Here is a 14,756-nt window from a genome sequence, read left to right on the forward strand (position 1 = left end):
GCCGCATCCCGCTGGGACACCTTCGCAGCAAGAATCCGAATGTCCCGAACGGGACACCTTCCTACCGGGTAAGCGCGTGGCCGCATCCCGCCTGGACACCTTCGCAGCAGGAATCAGAGTGTCCCGAGCGGGACACCTTCCTACCGGGTAAGCGCGAGGCCGCATCCCGCTGGGACACCTTCGCAGCAAGAATCCGAATGTCCCGAACGGGACACCTTCCTACCGGGTAAGCGCGAAGCGGCATCCAGCCCGAGACACCTTTGCAGCGAGAATCCGAGTGTCTCGACCGGGACACCTTCCCTACCGGGAGAGCGCGAGACAGTATTCCGCCGGACACCTTCACAACGAGAGTCAGAGTGTCCCGAACGGAACACTTTCCTCCCGAGCGGCTACGCGGTGTCCCGACCGGGAACCCGCTAGAGGCGGCTAACCAATCGTACGGGGAAGCAGACGTCGTAGAGTTAGGTCGAGCGTGGGGCTACGCGCTCATTGCCGAAGGGCACGAATTCAGTGACTGAAAAACTTCGTCGCCTCGTCGATGCCACGGGCACGCTCGGCCTGGACGTAGATGGACGTGGTTTGTTGGAAGGCGTGACCCAGCAAGCGCTGAAGCACGTCGACGGGCATCAGCTTGGCGGCGGCCTGCGTGGCGAAGGTATGGCGGAACGCGTGCGGGGCGGCTCGCTTGAGCAGTATCCGTTCTTCAGGGGAAAGGCTGACGTCCTGGTCGTCGGCCAGCCGGAGCAACGCACTCTTTATGACCTTGTAAATCCCGTCCGGTGAGAAGCCATTTCCCGACAGCGTGCTGATCGCCTCGTTTGGGACAAAGTGCTTGTCCTGGGCCCAAGGCGTATTCGGCACGACGACGGGCGATAGCAGTGCGTGGACACCATCGGGTAAGTCGAAGTCGTGGCCGCGGTCGTCCCAGTGCGCTTGGAGCGCATCCACGACTCGCTTCGGCAGGAAGACGGTGCGCCACTTCTTCCTCTTGCCCTGCACGGCAAGCTCCCAGAGCCCATTTGCTGCCCCAGCCTGCTCGCGGACGGGTTGCAGCTTGTCGCGCGTAGCGCCAGCCGCCTCCTCCCGCCGGATGCCGGTGTACCCCAGCAGGAAGATGATGGCGCGCGCGAGGCGGTACTGCGCGCCGGGCGTGGCTGCTTGCTTGGCCTGCAGCGCGCCGGCGGACGCCAGTCGGGCTTCATCGTGACGGTCGCACGCGCGGTCGAGCAAGCCGCCTTTCGCAGTGAGCGCCTGCCAGAGCTGGGAGGGCAATGCCTTGTCGATGGCCATCTCCAGCTTTTTCTCCTCGACTACCGGGTCGGCGACGGTCGCCCAGGGATTCCCGCCAAGGTAGCGCACGCGGACGAGCCACTCGAAGAAGGCCCGGATGACCTGCACCGCGTACTTCTGGGACTGGGGCGACAACGGGCCCTCGAATGGCCGCCACCGCGGCGAACCGCGACCACCGGGGACTTTGGGCCCAATCCATTCCGGGTCGGGATTAGCCAAGAAGTCCTTGTAGGCTTCGCATTCGTCAGTCAGGACGCTTGAGAGCGGCACCTTGCGATTGCACACACACCACAGCAGGAAGCGTTCAAGCTCTTTCTGGTAGGCACGGTGCGTCTTGTCGCGGCCGCGATAACGGTACAGATAGGCTTGCACCACCTCCAGGTCGTTGCGCGCCGAGATGAGGCAGAACGCGGCATTGCGGTTTCGACCCTGGCTGCCATCGAGCGAGTGGACGATCGTGGAGACGCGCTCCAGCGGCACCAACGGCATGGCGACGTCGGGTGTCAGCGTAACCAGGTTGTTGGGTAGCTTCTCGGGCTGTAGTTGAAGGCTTCCCAGGGAGGCCTGGTTGGTCGCAAACCACCGCTCGAACGCGCGCGCCTTGCCAGGACCGATGCGCGGAATCGGCCGGTGCCAGCCGCTACCCCGAGTTTCAATGCACTGCTTCAGGTCGCCCAGTGTTTGCAGCCCTTCGGCCGCCAAGGTGCGAAACACCACGGGGCGAAACCAGACCGAGATACCGTCCGACAGCTTCGGCAGGGCCCTGTCCTGTTCGCCGGCCTTGATGATGAAATCGAGAACGGCCTTCGGCCAGGAGCCCCGGCGGCGGGCGTCGTCCAGGGTGTTGGAAACAAGAGGGTTGGCCAGACGTGCGCGTTCGACCAGATGGTCGCGCAATTCGTCAAGCCAGGCGTACAGCTCGGCAGGGGAGGAGAGGCCTCGCTTTTCGAGTTCCTCCTCGCTGTACAGGTTGAGAATCGCCGGCCCCTCGACGCGTTGCAGCTTGAAGCGCAGGGCGGCGAAATCGGTCCGGGTGTACTCCCGTACGGGCTCGGCAATGTTGTTATGTTGGGCCATGGGCCATCCGGTCAGAAACTCCCGCTAATCATAATGGATTCATAGGGCCCTCCGAAGCGATTCAAATAGATAGGTAGGTAGATAGGTATACAGACTGGCCGCCTCTAGATTGCCGCTTTGGGGGTAAAAAACCTTGGGGCGGGGAAGGGCGTGGAGCGGCGGGAATCCGTTCACTGGGCCGTGACCGGGGGCGCCTCTGGAGTGGATGGACAGCTGAGGCATCCGGCTTGGCGCCGGGATTGTCTATCAGCACAGCAAAGTTAGCAGGCAGGCTCTCGAAGTAACCGTCTTCTTGAACGCCACGAACGCTGTCGTCGTGCGCGGAAACGCGTTCCACGCGACGCAGCACCTGTTCCAGCCATTTTGGCCAAGGGTCCGGACGCCTGTCGTTCACGTCGAACGCGTTGACCGAGTTCATGTCGCGGTAGCCACCGCTGGTCGCAAGGAGCTCGGCCGTACGGAACACCCCTCCACCGTTTCGTCGCACACTTTGCGGTTGAAAATGAAAGCGCGACCGATGGTCTTGTCAGGCTCCGGAGCTTTCACGCCGGCGTCGAAGTCACCCTGCTTGACGACCTCCTCCCAGTCACGGCTGTACGGCACCATCACGCCGGTGTATTTGCACTTGGCTTTGCCATCAGAGCGCACCGTGCGCGGTACGTGCTCACCGCGACCACGGATTCTCGGTCTGGGTGATAGTCCGCGTCGTCCCATATAGCCTCCGACGCTCCCGGAAACCGGCAGCCAGGCTCAAGGTGCGCTCTAAACATATGTTGGGCGGCTGCGACGCCATGCCGAACCCCGACGAAAAAGGCACCAACGCGGCGCAATGCGACGTATCATTTACGTAGTCCGAGAGGACATCGCGCGGCCAACGAGCCGCCAAATCCGACCAGGCTGCGGCAAGCGCGCCGGGTCGCCGCAGTCGGCGCCACGGGCGCCGGACAGCCAAATGCCCGCCAAGCCGGGCGTATCAAGGCCTCGGAACCCCAGGAAAGCCGTCAAGGAAACGCCAAAACCCCGTACTTCAGGCAAAAAATCTTTACTGATAATATGGATTATCAGTAAAGAAGGCCGTATGGGCCACAAAAGCACCGGCGACCTCCATCCGCTTCTTGCCGACCGACTTGACGGTCACTTTCGCCGCTCGATTTCTTCGCGTTGCCGTTCAAACTGCAGTCGAACCACAGCTTTTGGCCTACCACGGGTTTTTCATAGAGAGTCCTATCGGCGACGCGAGCGATCCGCCTCTGCCTCTATCTCGACGGCGCGACCGACATCCAGATCAAAGCGGCCTGCGGCATGGGCCGCAGCCAAACCTACCGATTGCTGACCGAGCACTGTCTTAAGCAGCATCCCGACGGGCACGTCTATGGCTGGCGCGGGCTGTTACCGCAAAGTTGCAGTACCAGTTCGATCCGCTCGGGCGTCACGGCCAGCGGTGATGGGCCGAACGGTAACGCGACCCGGCCGATCCCGCTGGTAGTCCTTCGCACAACGCCGCCGGCCTGCGATCGCCGCGCTCAGTGTCGCGGCGCATACCTGCAGCAGGTCCATGATCCCAACGAGCGACAAAGCGGCAATCGGCCGCGCGACAGAGCCTTCACCACGCTCGCCCGTCCTTCAGACCCAACACTTCGCCAAACCTCTTCTGACCGCCCATGCCGCGAGTCGCAAAATTGAGTCCCTCGTTTGCTGGCAGGCAAGCTCAAGGTATGTGCCTCGAACTCAGGGCACAAAACCTCTTGAGAGGCCAGTCTGACACCCCACCAATTTGCGAAGGCGCTGAATAGCTGCGTCTGCCATGGCCGACGACGACCGTTTCGTTGACCTTGGTGGGGGAAAAGCAGGGGAGGGTCCGGCAGCTGCTCGGTCCATCTCGATTAGCCAGGCACGGGCTTGGTCATGCCCTAATGAATTACGGCGACCGTTGGCCTCGGTGATCACAATCGACGCCGAGTCGACCTCATAGATCCGACCGTCTGGCGCAGACACCCGTCGCCCACGGTATCGCTCAATGAGTTGGGCAACCTCCAACCGGTCCTGCGCCGCCTGCGCGGCGGTTGCGCGCCTCTCGTCTTCTTGGGCCTTCCGACTTCGGACGACATAGCTATAGTCTATGGGCTTTCCGAGGAGCGACTTGAGGTAGGCGAACAGCTCTCGTCCCCGGAGCGGCCCAAGAACATGACCCGCTGCCGAGACAACGTCCGACAGTCGGTGGCCGGCCTCCCTCGCGAGCCGCATCAGAAGGAAGAGGGCGGACGTCGTCAGCTCTTGGTCGCGCACGAGAGGCGCTAGATCAATGGGCACAGCCCGATCGTGAATTTGCACAAACTCTCCCGGCCCCGAATGTTTCTTCGTAGAAGACTGCTTGGGTCTGTTTACGTCACTCACCGGTGCGAGACACGCAGCGCTTGGGCGACACGTCGGAGCCCGTTCGAGGTTCTGGGTACCCCAGCTCCCGGCCAGCGAGCCCAATGCACTGTAGCAACTTTGCGGTGAACCCGATCCGCCCGACGACCTCGAGCTGCACCCTCGTGCGTTGCTGCCTTTCACGCTCAATAAGCCCGGCATCTTCAAGTACACCAAGCGCCCGATAGACAGTGGCCTCGCTAATCGCAAGATGCTGCGCAATCGTTGCCTTCTTTATGAAGGCGAGCGAGGTGGGATCCTTCTGGTTCAGGGCGAACCGGATGAGCGTTGCCAAGACTTGGCGATTGGTGATGTGTAAAGCCCGGAGCCCATCGGACTCGTAGACCAACGCGATCGCTCTGAGAATCCGCTCCGGCAGCCGGTGGGCATCGCACCTGGCTGCCTTGGGTTGCGAACCGCTGCTTTCGACAGCGGCCGGAGAGTGCGGCGCACCGCCACACGTTGCTGTTCTTCGGGCAATAGGAAGCCCGTCGAAGCGATATCTCATTTTCTTCGATCAATGCGCAAACTTGTGGGGAGCATTGACAACGCTTCATAAACCTGGACTGTCTTGTTGTTGGACGAGTCAAGAGGGTTTCGAAGCCTGCTACGCCTGTTGTCAATGCCGATTAAAAGCCTGGAGTTGGCGGACTCCAGGCTTTTTTTGTTGGGGCGTGCCTACGGGCTCAACGACAACTTCTCCAAAATGCAATTGGTCGCGCTAGCTCCAGAAGGGTCCGCGCGAATAATATTGGGCGCCTGCAGGGCGCCGCAGGCATCGGCGACTCGATCGGCGGGTTCCATTCGCCGTGCGCCAACATTCGCCGGCGGCGTAATGCGGGGTAGCGTGCAGTACCTTCTTGTTTTCGACATCGGCGGCTGCAATTGCTCATCTCGTCGAGCAGTCTCTACTCAACCGCAAGACACGTACCAAGTCACCCAAGCTCGGCTTCAAGGATGAACCTGGAAGTCGGGTTCTTCTTGGTCATGGATACCCGTAGATCCTGCCGGGCACGCGTCACTGCTACGTAGAAGAGGCGGCGCTCCTCAGCCTCGGTGCTCTTCTCGTCGGGGACCACCGTCTCCTCCGCCCTGATAATCCAGACGCGGTCCCATTCGAGGCCTTTCGAGCTATGCATCGTCGTCAGCACCAGCGCATCAGGCGCCGGCTTGTTGTTGTCTCGCCGCAGGAATTCCAAGCGATCGGAGAAGGGACCGTTCAACCGCGACAGCACGTCATACGTCGTCGTGATGGCGCGGCGGGCCTGATCAGCACCTGCGTGCTGCATCATCCACTCGTGCACACCCTCCAAAACTAACGAGTAGAACTGCCGGTCGCAGAGCGCGCGCCATTCAGCCAAACGCTTCATTAGCTCCCGATACTTGTCGGCCGAATTCTCGGAGAGACCCAATTCGACCAGGTCCTTCCTCTGATGCTGCTCGCCGGTGGTCTTGCCACTGTTGTGGAGTAGTCGCAGTTCATGCGTTCCGACACCCACGAACGAGAGCAATGCGTCGATCCCGGCCTTCCTAGTCTTCTGGACGAGTTCCAGAAGGGTGCACATCAGGGCACCCTCAGGGCGGCTGAGAATAGATTTTCCCGATGCCCTGAAGTATTTGATGCCGTGGGAGCGACAGACTGCCTCGACCGGATCGAGGATGCGATTCGTACGGGCCAGTATTGCCGCAGACTGGCTTTGGGAGAGCGCAGGCGCGAGGTGTTCCATTGCGGCGACTGCCTCGGCGTATTCGTCCGCAAACCTTTGGAAGGCTACATCGCCGCCTGGGCCTTTGTGAGCGACGAGGACTTTCGGAATCCGATCGCGGTTGTTGCGGATGATCTTGTCGGCAGCGCCAAGAATCTCAGCATGACAGCGATAGTTGTTGCCCAGCACCACAGGTTGCGCATCAAACTGCCGAATGAAGGACTCCATGCCACGGAAGCCAAGGGCCGACCGGAAGCCATAAATACTCTGATCGTCGTCACCTACGACGGTCACAATTGAGCCTGCGTGAGCATGGAGCGCGATCCACTGGTACTGCAGCGGATCGGTATCCTGAAATTCGTCAACGAGCAGATAGGTGAGGGGGTAAGGCGCGATCGTGCCGCGCTGCATGCCTTCGACCGCCAAGCGCAGCATGTCCTGAAAATCGATCTTCCCATTGCGCTCCAGCGAATCCTGATAGGCGCGGTACAGGACCTCCTCGGTTGTCCCTGCCTGGACTTGGCCAAAGTTTGTCTTGATGGCCTCGATGGCAGTGACAGCGTCCTCTACCTTCCAGTCCAAGCCGGTGTCAGAAAGCGCCTGCGTAAGCAATCCGATGCGATCTCCATCGGTTGCAATATCGCGTCGTCCCTCGACGCCGCTGCTGAGCTGCTTGTAGGCGAGCGAATGGAATGTGCCCGCCATAAGCCGCTTCTTGGCGTTACCGCCAGCCAATGTCGCAATACGGTCGCGCAATTCGACGGCGGCATCCTTGCTGAAGGTGACGGCGCCAACGGTCGCGTTGGGCTCTGACAGGAGCATCGCGGCCTTCGTGGCAATGGTCTTCGTCTTGCCGGCTCCAGGGCAGGCCACTGCAACGCAATGCCGGCGCAGCTCCACCACTTCGCGCTGGGCCGGATTCAGTTCATCGAGCATGGTTGAGTACCACGATATGATCCTCGACGCCGCGCCAGTGGATGCCTTCGGCGTCACGGATCACGATACTGCCGTTGCTCTCGACATGCACGATTACGATGCCTTCGCCGAATGAATCGACGTCGGTCTGGAATTCAACAGTGGCGTTCTTCAGGCTCATAGGATGGTCAACCGGTTGGGATTGCGAGGGGGCCGCCGGCCAGCGGCGGCACGTCAGGTTCAGATGCCGCGAACAGTGGTCATCAGCTTCAGGTGGGTCATGTAGCTGCGCAGACCGAGCGGGTGGAAGGTGCGCAGAAAGCGCGCCACCTCGTCGTTGATATCGGTCTGGTCGCGAATACCGTTCCAGACCATGAAATCGAACTGATCCATCGCTCGGTCGAACTTGGCCAGCACGCCCAGTACCCGCATCGAGAACCGGGAGTAGGCTTCGACAGTCAGGTTCAACGACGGCAGCGTGACCGACGGCTCAAACACAATGTCGTTCTTCGCGCGCATCTCGGCTTCACGCTGGGTGCGCAGCGCCTCGGCCACGCGCAGCTGCTCGTCGACGTAGTCCTCCAGGCGGGAAAGGGCGCTCTCGAAGTACGCTTCGACGGTGGCCAGCTCGGCCTTGCTGTACGTGGCCACGCCAAAGCGCTGCAGGTTGATGCTCATGCGGTTCATGAACGGCCACCATTGTTCGAACAAGGGGCGCAGGCGGGTGTGGTTCAGCTTGATGGCGACCGGCACCACCGCGGCGCCAGCCAGTTGGCGCGTCAGGATCTGGACGCCGATCTCGCGGCGGCGGCGGACGATCGCTGCGCGGTCTTCCGGCTTCAGTTCGCGGAAGCGCTTGCGGGTGTTGGCAACCTCTGCCTTCTTCTCTTCGGCTTCCGCCGACGAGATCAGGCCCTCCTTGCGCAGCGTCTCCGCTGCAGCATCCATTTCCTGCAGTTCGCGTTCGAGCGAGCCATCGTCCGCGCCGTCGGTGACGCCGGGGGCCGCGAGAGCCAGGGTGTCGGTTTCAGCGGCGAGCGGGATGTCGTCCTGGACGGTGGCAACGGTGGCGGTGTCGGTGATGGTGGTCATGCGGTTTTCTCCTAAATGGACTCCCACGGGTGGGTGATCCGCGTTGAATGCGTGAAGTTGTGTTGAATGCGAGTACAGCTACCGGTTCACATGGAACGACGCGGCCAGGCGCCAGGCAAGGGCACCGACGCAGGCCGCGGCAATCGTCCAGACGCCGGCCGGCAGCGACACTGGCAGCAGCAGGGCCGAAGCGCAGACCCCCAGCGCGATCAGCAGGCCGTGCGCGGCGAGGTGGAAGCCCAACGGGCTCGCGACCCCGGCCGCGGCGGCCCGGATGCGCCGCTGCACCGCGCCGTCGTTGAGCATGGCCGCCCCAAAGAAGAGGGCGCCCCATGCCCAGTTGCCGGCGACCGTTGCACGGTAGATGGCGCGGTATAGCTCCATCCAGAGGTGCCGCATCCACGCCGAGGCAATGCCGGCGGTGCCTCCGTCGCTGATGAGCGACTGGTTGGCAGACCCGGCATAGGAGCGGCGGATTGCGCCAGAGTCGACAAACCACGCCCGGAACCGTTCGTTGGCGCGGCTGGCCAGGTCATCGGCCCGGTCTTCCCCAAACAGTGCTTCGACCGAGGCCAGCTCGGACGTGTCGATCTCGAAGTGCCTGTCATCGGGCAGCATGGGCGCGAGCGTCGCCAGCAACACGGGCGTGACGATCAGCCACAGGCGCAGGTGGGAAACGAATCGGCTGTTAGACATATCAGCGCAGCATTGAATGGAGGGCGAGGCACGGAATGGCGATGAACGCGAGCAGGCCACCCCAGAACTGGGAAGGGCGGTCCTGTTCGAGCTTCACCAGTGCCATCGCGAACGCGTGACGGCCTTGGGCGAACTGCGCCGGCACCGGTGCATCAACGTCGCTGGCGCGCACCCATGTGCGCATTTTGGCAACCTCTTCCGGCGCGACGCGGGCGACCTTAGCAATGAGCGAGCTGGCCAGTGACATCGTATTCCTCGAAATAGCGGCGGAAGGTGGGTCCCCTGAGGACGCGGGCAGCGAGCTGGAATGCGGCGCTGCGGGGCGTGATCGGCTCTGGGCACGGCTCATCGACCATGCGGCAAACATAGCCCGGAGCTTGGCGAGCTTCGAACAGCGGGATCGGTTCCAGGAATGGCGCCCAGACGACATACTTCTCGCCCTTGAAGGCGGCATAACGCTTGGCATACAGTTCATGCGAGCGCCCGAAGAGGCCGCGCATGAAAGCGACATTGCCGGAACCGTCTTTGCGCTCGGCCTTGAATCCGGCCAGGGCATCCACCAGCATTTCCTTCACCAGCGGCTCGTCGCGCACGATGAAGTTCAGTCCGATAAAGTCCACGAGCCGCGTGCAGACGTCGTCGAGCTCGGGAAAGCAGATGAAGACGGGCGATAGCTTGGCCGAGAGCTTGTGCTCCTTGACGATCTGGCGAAACAGGCTGGTCATTGAAACTTATCCTTCGATGATGGGAATGCGACCCTGGTAGACGGCGCCACCGGAGACCCGTAGGAAATATTGGAGGTTGGGCAGCTGGGTAATCAGCCGGACCGGAATCAGGGGCACCTTCTCCAGTTGCCGCGAACGGGACACCGACCCGCTGAATTCGCCCACGTGGGCCTCACTGCCGGTGCTGGTGGTGTTGGACTGGACGATGTTGGTGATGCCGGTTTCGCCCACCTTGTCGGAGAACCACTGCGCCGTATCGGTGTCTTCCAATCGTAAGATGATCTGGTTGTTTAAGTTCGCCAAAACCTGCAGCATTTTTGCTGCGTTACCGAGTTTTGCCTCCAAATCCGACCGGCTCTGGAACGCCACGAAGGCCTTGAAGCCTGCGCCGCGCCCTTTGTTGAGAATCTGGATCACCTGTTCGTTGATGGCCTCGGCCACCTCGTCGATGATGAGCACCACGCCGGGCGGCTTGTCATAGAAGTTGTAGATGGTGCCTGCCACGGACGCGATATCGGACAGGATCATCGAGGCGATCGCCTTGGCGACGATGCTGTTGGACATGGAATCGAGCCCGACGCACAGCACGGCCTTCTGCTTGATGATCTTGTCGATGTCCCAGATTTCCCGGTCGTCCTCGAAGTCGTCGGCCTTCGGTGCAAGCATCAGGCCGGTCTCGCCGGTCGCCAGCATCTGCAGCAGCGGCAGTGCCGAGGCGATGATGCGCATGTAGTGCTCGCGGTCATGCGTGAAGGTCGAGACCAGGCCGTCGAGCGATTCGTGGCCGCGCCCGACGTTGGCAAAGCGCTGCAGGTAGAGCTGCACCATGCCGTCGAGCAGTGTCGCGCCGCTCTTCTGGCCAAGCTTCTGCATGAAGCCGTTGACCTCGTCCTCCCAGTCGGCCATGCCGGCTTCGGGGAAGAACCGCTTGAGGCAGCGTTCCAGCAGGCTGTTGATGCCGGACTGCGCGTAATTGAGGATCGAGCGCAGGTTGGGCTTGTCGCCGACATACAGTTCGCCCTTGACCGCACGGTCGATGAAGAGGAAGGCAAAGTCGCGGAACGGGCCTTCCTCCATCAGCTGTGCGATGCGGCTGGGGATTTCGGATGGCTGCGACCAGTTTTCCAGCGGATTCAGGCGGATCGACTCGGACGGCGCGGCCTGCTTCCAGTACAGGAACTTGCGCCCGGTGCGTTCGCACTCCCTTTTGACGCGGTCCTTTAGGTCGCGGTCGTTCTTGGGGTCGATGATGATCAAAACGTCTTCGGCGTTGTGGATCACCTGTGTCACGATGACTTCATAGGTACGGGTCTTGCCCGCGCCGGTGGTTCCGCCAACGGCCGTATGGCCGCCGAGCGCCTTGTAGTGCAGCGGCACGCGAACCTTCTTCGGTTCCATCCCGTGAATCCACGACTGGCCCTGCGGCGTCAGGTCGCGAATGCTATGGGCGGGGCCGAACCTGGCTTCGATGGCGCTGGCAACTGGCGTGGGCAGCCAGCGCGGCAGGCCCGGGATCTCAGTGGAGGGCATGCGCAGAATGTCGTGCGCAATCTGGCAATGCTTCTGCGTCCATTCGAAGCCTGTCCCGAGGTACATGGCGTCGTCGCTCTTGCGCAGCTGGCCGCTCTCTCCGAGCAACTGGTCGATGCGGATCTTGGCGAGCCACTTCGTGGAAATCGCCATCCGAAAAGCCAGTGCCCGCCATACTTGGGTGCCACGCAGCAGCAGCATGACAGTGCAGAGCGCGGCGAAGTAGCCCGCGTGCGGCATGCCCGAGGCAGCGATCAGCACCAGGCCCAGCGCCCAGCCGGCAGCGGCGCGGGCCTCGAACATGGGGCGGAAGTGATTGATATAGCGAACCATGGGATCAGGCCGGGGTGTTGGGACGGGGCAGAATCAGCGTGCCAATGCGCTCTGCGAGGACCAGGTCGGGCCCTTCGACCGCGTACAGCAGCGACAGCTTGCGCAGGTTATCGATCAGCGTGTCGCTGGCGATGCCGTAGTTGCCGATCATTTTCTTGGGCAGCACGAGGCCTTTTTCGGCCCAAGCGACCTTGATCTTGCCCGCCGTCACGTCCTGGGCGAGCGCGCGGAAGAATTCGCTCATCATGCGCGAGCCACCCAGCAGCACGGTGAACGGATCTGGCGTGTCGCGGCGTGCCCGGCCAAGTGCGGCGGCATCGATGGCGGCCGGTGCGGGCCCGCTTGGTGCTGACGTCGGCGGGGCGGTAGGGGCTGTGGGCGCCGTAGCAGGCGGCGGGCTGGCGGGTGTCGATGCGGCAGCCGGCTCGGCCGCGGCAGGGGGCTGGAACAGGGCCGCCGCGCCTGCCGCCGCGCTCAGTGTCGGCGCAACGGGCTCCGGGACCTGGGCGGTGAGGCTGGCTTTGGTGTTGGTGGTCTGCGCCCCGGGTGTGGGCGCGGCGGCGAGCTTCTCGGCCGACGGCGGAACGGTGGGGTCGGGGGCGAAGACGGCGCGGCGTGCCTTTTGCTCGTAGTCGCGGGCGGCAGCAACGGCCTGGCGCACGATCTTATGCAGCTGAGCCTCGAAGCCGGTCGGCATCGGGGCTGGGTTGATCGCGCCGAACAGCTCCGACAGCACCGGGCCTTCCAGCCACGACAACGATTCGGCGCCAAGAATTGAGCGGGCCAGTAGGGCGCTGCGCATGCGCTCCACCGGCAAAGCCACTTCCAGGCGGATCACACGGTAGGGGCTCCCCGCCAGCCACGGCTGAAACGCGCCGTGCGCGGCGGGCAACCACTGTTCACCGGTATCCTCGCGCACGAAATGGAAGTGCCGGCAGGGTTCATCGAGCCACGAGCAGCACGCGGCTAGGAAGAGCGCGTACAGATACTGCGGCTCAAGCCGGCGGCGACGCTCCGAGGGCTGGTCGGCGGCGAACTTCTGCCCGCCCGACAGGCGCATGGAAAAGTAGGCGACTTCGACCGTGGCGCGGAACGCACCACCGGGCTCGGAATGCAGCTCGGGCTGCAGCGGCATGGTGGAGAACCAGTTGGCGCAGGCGCGCAGCACCGAGAGCCACTTTGCGTCGAACTCGGCCGGGTTGGCCTCGTTGGCGTATTGGCGGATCAGGGCGATGCGTTGAGCGTGGGAGGCGAGCAGTGTCTCGGCGTCCTGGGGGAGGTGCTGGTTCATGGTCAGCCTGCGATTTTTGCGCCGAGTTTCCACCCGCCCCGCGCCACGCCAGATATCGCTGAGCCGCCCGATGTGCCCGCGCCGCTGCCGAACACCGCGCCGGCCAGCTTCGGGATTTCCAGTGAGACCAGGAGGAGCATGATGGCCATGCCAAGGGCGTAGGCAGCCGCTGCGACGGTATCGGTACCGATATCGTTCATCTTGCTCAGGCTCGGTTCCATAGTTCCGCCGACCAGGTTGGCGAGGACCGCCGCGATGACGACATACATGCAGCCGCCGATCATGAAGTCGAGCCACGACATGAAGTAGCGTCGCGTGTAGTCGGAGAAGGCGAGCGCGACGGCGAGCGGGCCGAGCACGATGCCGACGGCGACCTGGATTTCGCCAAGCACCATGAAGAAGGCGTACACGAAGGCCGTCAGAGCCACGACCACGAAGGCGAAGAACAGAACCAATGCGCTCACGATGCCCTGCAGAAGTTCGCCGGACTTGAGCACGCGCCAGACGGCATCCCACAGCTTGCCGGCGGTCGTCGCCAGCGTGCTGGCGATGCTCAATTTGTCATCGCCGCTGAGGCTGGCGGCGAGGGTTCTGAACCACTCATACAGGCCCGACGCAAAATTGTCATAGGCAAGATAGATGGCTGCGAAGATACCGACCACCGTGATCGTCTCGATCAGATTGACCCATGCCCCGACGGGGTGCATCGCGCCCATGAAACGGAAGCTGGCAAGGGTCAGCGTGATGACCGCGAGGGCGAAGGCCAGCTTGTTGGCCTCGGGGGTCACTTTGTGGCTCAGGTTGATGGCGGAGCTAATCAGGCCGCTGGTGATGTTGGTCGTCTGATCGACTGCATTCTTTAGCCCCCGTTGCGCACTGTTGGTCGCGTCTGGCCCAGCGGCGGCGGTTTCGGCGAATGCCCCGTGCGATACCAGCCACCAGGCCAACACGCACGCCAGCAGTGCACGCAGAACTTGCTTCATCGACATAGTGCCAGCCTCAGCGCTTGCGGAAGACGCGGGTTTCCAGTTCGCGTAGCTGGGCCTCGCGGTCGCGCTGAAGTTTCTCGCCGGCGTCATTACGCTCGGTCTCCTGCGCATTGGCCCTCTGATCCTTGACGGCATCGGCCTCCGTTTTTGCGCCGATGAGCTGCAGCAGGTCGGCGTTCTGCCCGGACATGACGTCGAGCATCTGGTTGGTGAGCTGGGCGGTAGCCTGCGCGGTCTGATTCAGCTCCAGATCGGACTGCAGGTCGCGGCGGCGCTTGGCGAGCTTCTGGTTGTTGCTGGTTACTGCCTGGCCGAGCCCAAAGAGGCGCTTGGCCGTCTTGTCGCCGGTGTCGAGCAGCGTGCGCTGGTCGCGGAACCACTGGTCTGGCGACTTGCCGGAAGTTGCCATCAGACCCTGCACGTTGTGCAGAAAGTCGGCTGTGTCTGCGACGTTGCCGTACAGATCCTTCAGTGTCTGGCCGTAGCGCTGGTACTTCTCGATATCCTCCACGATGCCCTTTTCCTGCAAAGCCATTGACACGGCGTCAAGGCCAACCGCCTGCTGGAGCTGGTTGAGCATCATCTTGTTCTGGTAGACGATGTTCGTGTTTTCGTAGATCTCGGTCTTGAGCGCCTGCGAGGCGGTCATCGTATTCTTGATGAAGTTGGCCGCATCGAACACCGGCATGCCGCCGGCGTG

Annotated in this window: 12 protein-coding genes; all 12 read right to left on the minus strand. The window is 62.6% G+C overall.

All coding sequences use genetic code 11. The features are described 5' to 3' along the window. Positions 1-507 precede the first annotated feature (507 nt). The 12 genes from AC1Q7H_RS32680 to AC1Q7H_RS32735 all read right to left on the minus strand — a co-directional run bounded on the left by AC1Q7H_RS32680 (position 508) and on the right by AC1Q7H_RS32735 (position 14,744). Positions 508-2,367: a site-specific integrase gene (locus tag AC1Q7H_RS32680; protein ID WP_492316504.1), complete on the minus strand. Its 1,860-nt coding sequence runs from the start codon at positions 2,365-2,367 to the stop codon at positions 508-510. A gap of 2,386 nt (positions 2,368-4,753) precedes the next feature. Continuing rightward, entirely contained in the window at positions 4,754-5,287 is a 534-nt protein-coding gene (locus AC1Q7H_RS32685) for a helix-turn-helix transcriptional regulator (protein ID WP_492382147.1), read from the minus strand. Between the two features lie 427 nt (positions 5,288-5,714). Continuing rightward, complete coding sequence (locus AC1Q7H_RS32690) at positions 5,715-7,421, minus strand: ATP-dependent helicase (RefSeq protein WP_492316506.1); 1,707 nt, start codon at positions 7,419-7,421, stop codon at positions 5,715-5,717. Continuing rightward, the gene (locus AC1Q7H_RS32695) at positions 7,411-7,581 is read right to left on the minus strand and encodes a hypothetical protein (RefSeq protein WP_492316507.1); all 171 of its coding nucleotides are present in this window, start codon (positions 7,579-7,581) and stop codon (positions 7,411-7,413) included. The genes AC1Q7H_RS32690 and AC1Q7H_RS32695 overlap by 11 nt, the downstream gene beginning before the upstream one ends. 59 nt (positions 7,582-7,640) lie before the next feature. Next, a complete protein-coding gene (locus tag AC1Q7H_RS32700) occupies positions 7,641-8,492 on the minus strand; it encodes an ATPase (RefSeq protein WP_492316508.1) in 852 nt (283 codons plus the stop codon). Positions 8,493-8,570: 78 nt separating this feature from the next. Continuing rightward, complete coding sequence (locus AC1Q7H_RS32705; protein WP_492316509.1) at positions 8,571-9,188, minus strand: IncC plasmid conjugative DNA transfer DtrJ family protein; 618 nt, start codon at positions 9,186-9,188, stop codon at positions 8,571-8,573. A gap of 1 nt (position 9,189) precedes the next feature. Further along, entirely contained in the window at positions 9,190-9,435 is a 246-nt protein-coding gene (locus AC1Q7H_RS32710) for a hypothetical protein (RefSeq protein WP_492316510.1), read from the minus strand. Continuing rightward, positions 9,407-9,913: a hypothetical protein gene (locus tag AC1Q7H_RS32715; RefSeq protein ID WP_340526937.1), complete on the minus strand. Its 507-nt coding sequence runs from the start codon at positions 9,911-9,913 to the stop codon at positions 9,407-9,409. Before AC1Q7H_RS32715 ends, AC1Q7H_RS32710 begins: the two co-directional genes overlap by 29 nt. Before the next feature lie 6 nt (positions 9,914-9,919). Beyond that, positions 9,920-11,776 carry a conjugative transfer system coupling protein TraD gene (gene traD, locus AC1Q7H_RS32720; RefSeq protein WP_492316511.1) on the minus strand — a complete coding sequence of 619 codons (1,857 nt, stop codon included), beginning with the start codon at positions 11,774-11,776 and terminating at the stop codon, positions 9,920-9,922. A 4-nt stretch (positions 11,777-11,780) separates the two neighbouring features. Beyond that, positions 11,781-13,067 carry a TraI domain-containing protein gene (locus AC1Q7H_RS32725; protein WP_492316512.1) on the minus strand — a complete coding sequence of 429 codons (1,287 nt, stop codon included), beginning with the start codon at positions 13,065-13,067 and terminating at the stop codon, positions 11,781-11,783. Positions 13,068-13,069: 2 nt separating this feature from the next. Next, positions 13,070-14,056, minus strand: coding sequence for a TrbL/VirB6 family protein (locus AC1Q7H_RS32730; protein WP_492316513.1), 987 nt, complete (start codon positions 14,054-14,056; stop codon positions 13,070-13,072). Positions 14,057-14,066: 10 nt separating this feature from the next. Next, the gene (locus AC1Q7H_RS32735) at positions 14,067-14,744 is read right to left on the minus strand and encodes a TrbJ/VirB5 family protein (protein WP_492382148.1); all 678 of its coding nucleotides are present in this window, start codon (positions 14,742-14,744) and stop codon (positions 14,067-14,069) included. Positions 14,745-14,756: the final 12 nt, after the last annotated feature.

The organism is Cupriavidus sp. GW823-FHT06D04, assembly GCF_058795055.1.

What these genes read in the sequence shown, in the direction of transcription:
- AC1Q7H_RS32705 (WP_492316509.1), bottom strand. Translation starts at nt 9,188, where the DNA reads ATGTCTAACAGCCGATTCGTTTCCCACCTGCGCCTGTGGCTGATCGTC.
- AC1Q7H_RS32690 (WP_492316506.1), bottom strand. Translation starts at nt 7,421, where the DNA reads ATGCTCGATGAACTGAATCCGGCCCAGCGCGAAGTGGTGGAGCTGCGC.
- AC1Q7H_RS32730 (WP_492316513.1), bottom strand. Translation starts at nt 14,056, where the DNA reads ATGTCGATGAAGCAAGTTCTGCGTGCACTGCTGGCGTGCGTGTTGGCC.
- AC1Q7H_RS32715 (WP_340526937.1), bottom strand. Translation starts at nt 9,913, where the DNA reads ATGACCAGCCTGTTTCGCCAGATCGTCAAGGAGCACAAGCTCTCGGCC.
- AC1Q7H_RS32685 (WP_492382147.1), bottom strand. Translation starts at nt 5,287, where the DNA reads ATGAGATATCGCTTCGACGGGCTTCCTATTGCCCGAAGAACAGCAACG.
- AC1Q7H_RS32680 (WP_492316504.1), bottom strand. Translation starts at nt 2,367, where the DNA reads ATGGCCCAACATAACAACATTGCCGAGCCCGTACGGGAGTACACCCGG.
- AC1Q7H_RS32735 (WP_492382148.1), bottom strand. Translation starts at nt 14,744, where the DNA reads ATGCCGGTGTTCGATGCGGCCAACTTCATCAAGAATACGATGACCGCC.
- AC1Q7H_RS32725 (WP_492316512.1), bottom strand. Translation starts at nt 13,067, where the DNA reads ATGAACCAGCACCTCCCCCAGGACGCCGAGACACTGCTCGCCTCCCAC.
- AC1Q7H_RS32695 (WP_492316507.1), bottom strand. Translation starts at nt 7,581, where the DNA reads ATGAGCCTGAAGAACGCCACTGTTGAATTCCAGACCGACGTCGATTCA.
- traD (WP_492316511.1), bottom strand. Translation starts at nt 11,776, where the DNA reads ATGGTTCGCTATATCAATCACTTCCGCCCCATGTTCGAGGCCCGCGCC.
- AC1Q7H_RS32710 (WP_492316510.1), bottom strand. Translation starts at nt 9,435, where the DNA reads ATGTCACTGGCCAGCTCGCTCATTGCTAAGGTCGCCCGCGTCGCGCCG.
- AC1Q7H_RS32700 (WP_492316508.1), bottom strand. Translation starts at nt 8,492, where the DNA reads ATGACCACCATCACCGACACCGCCACCGTTGCCACCGTCCAGGACGAC.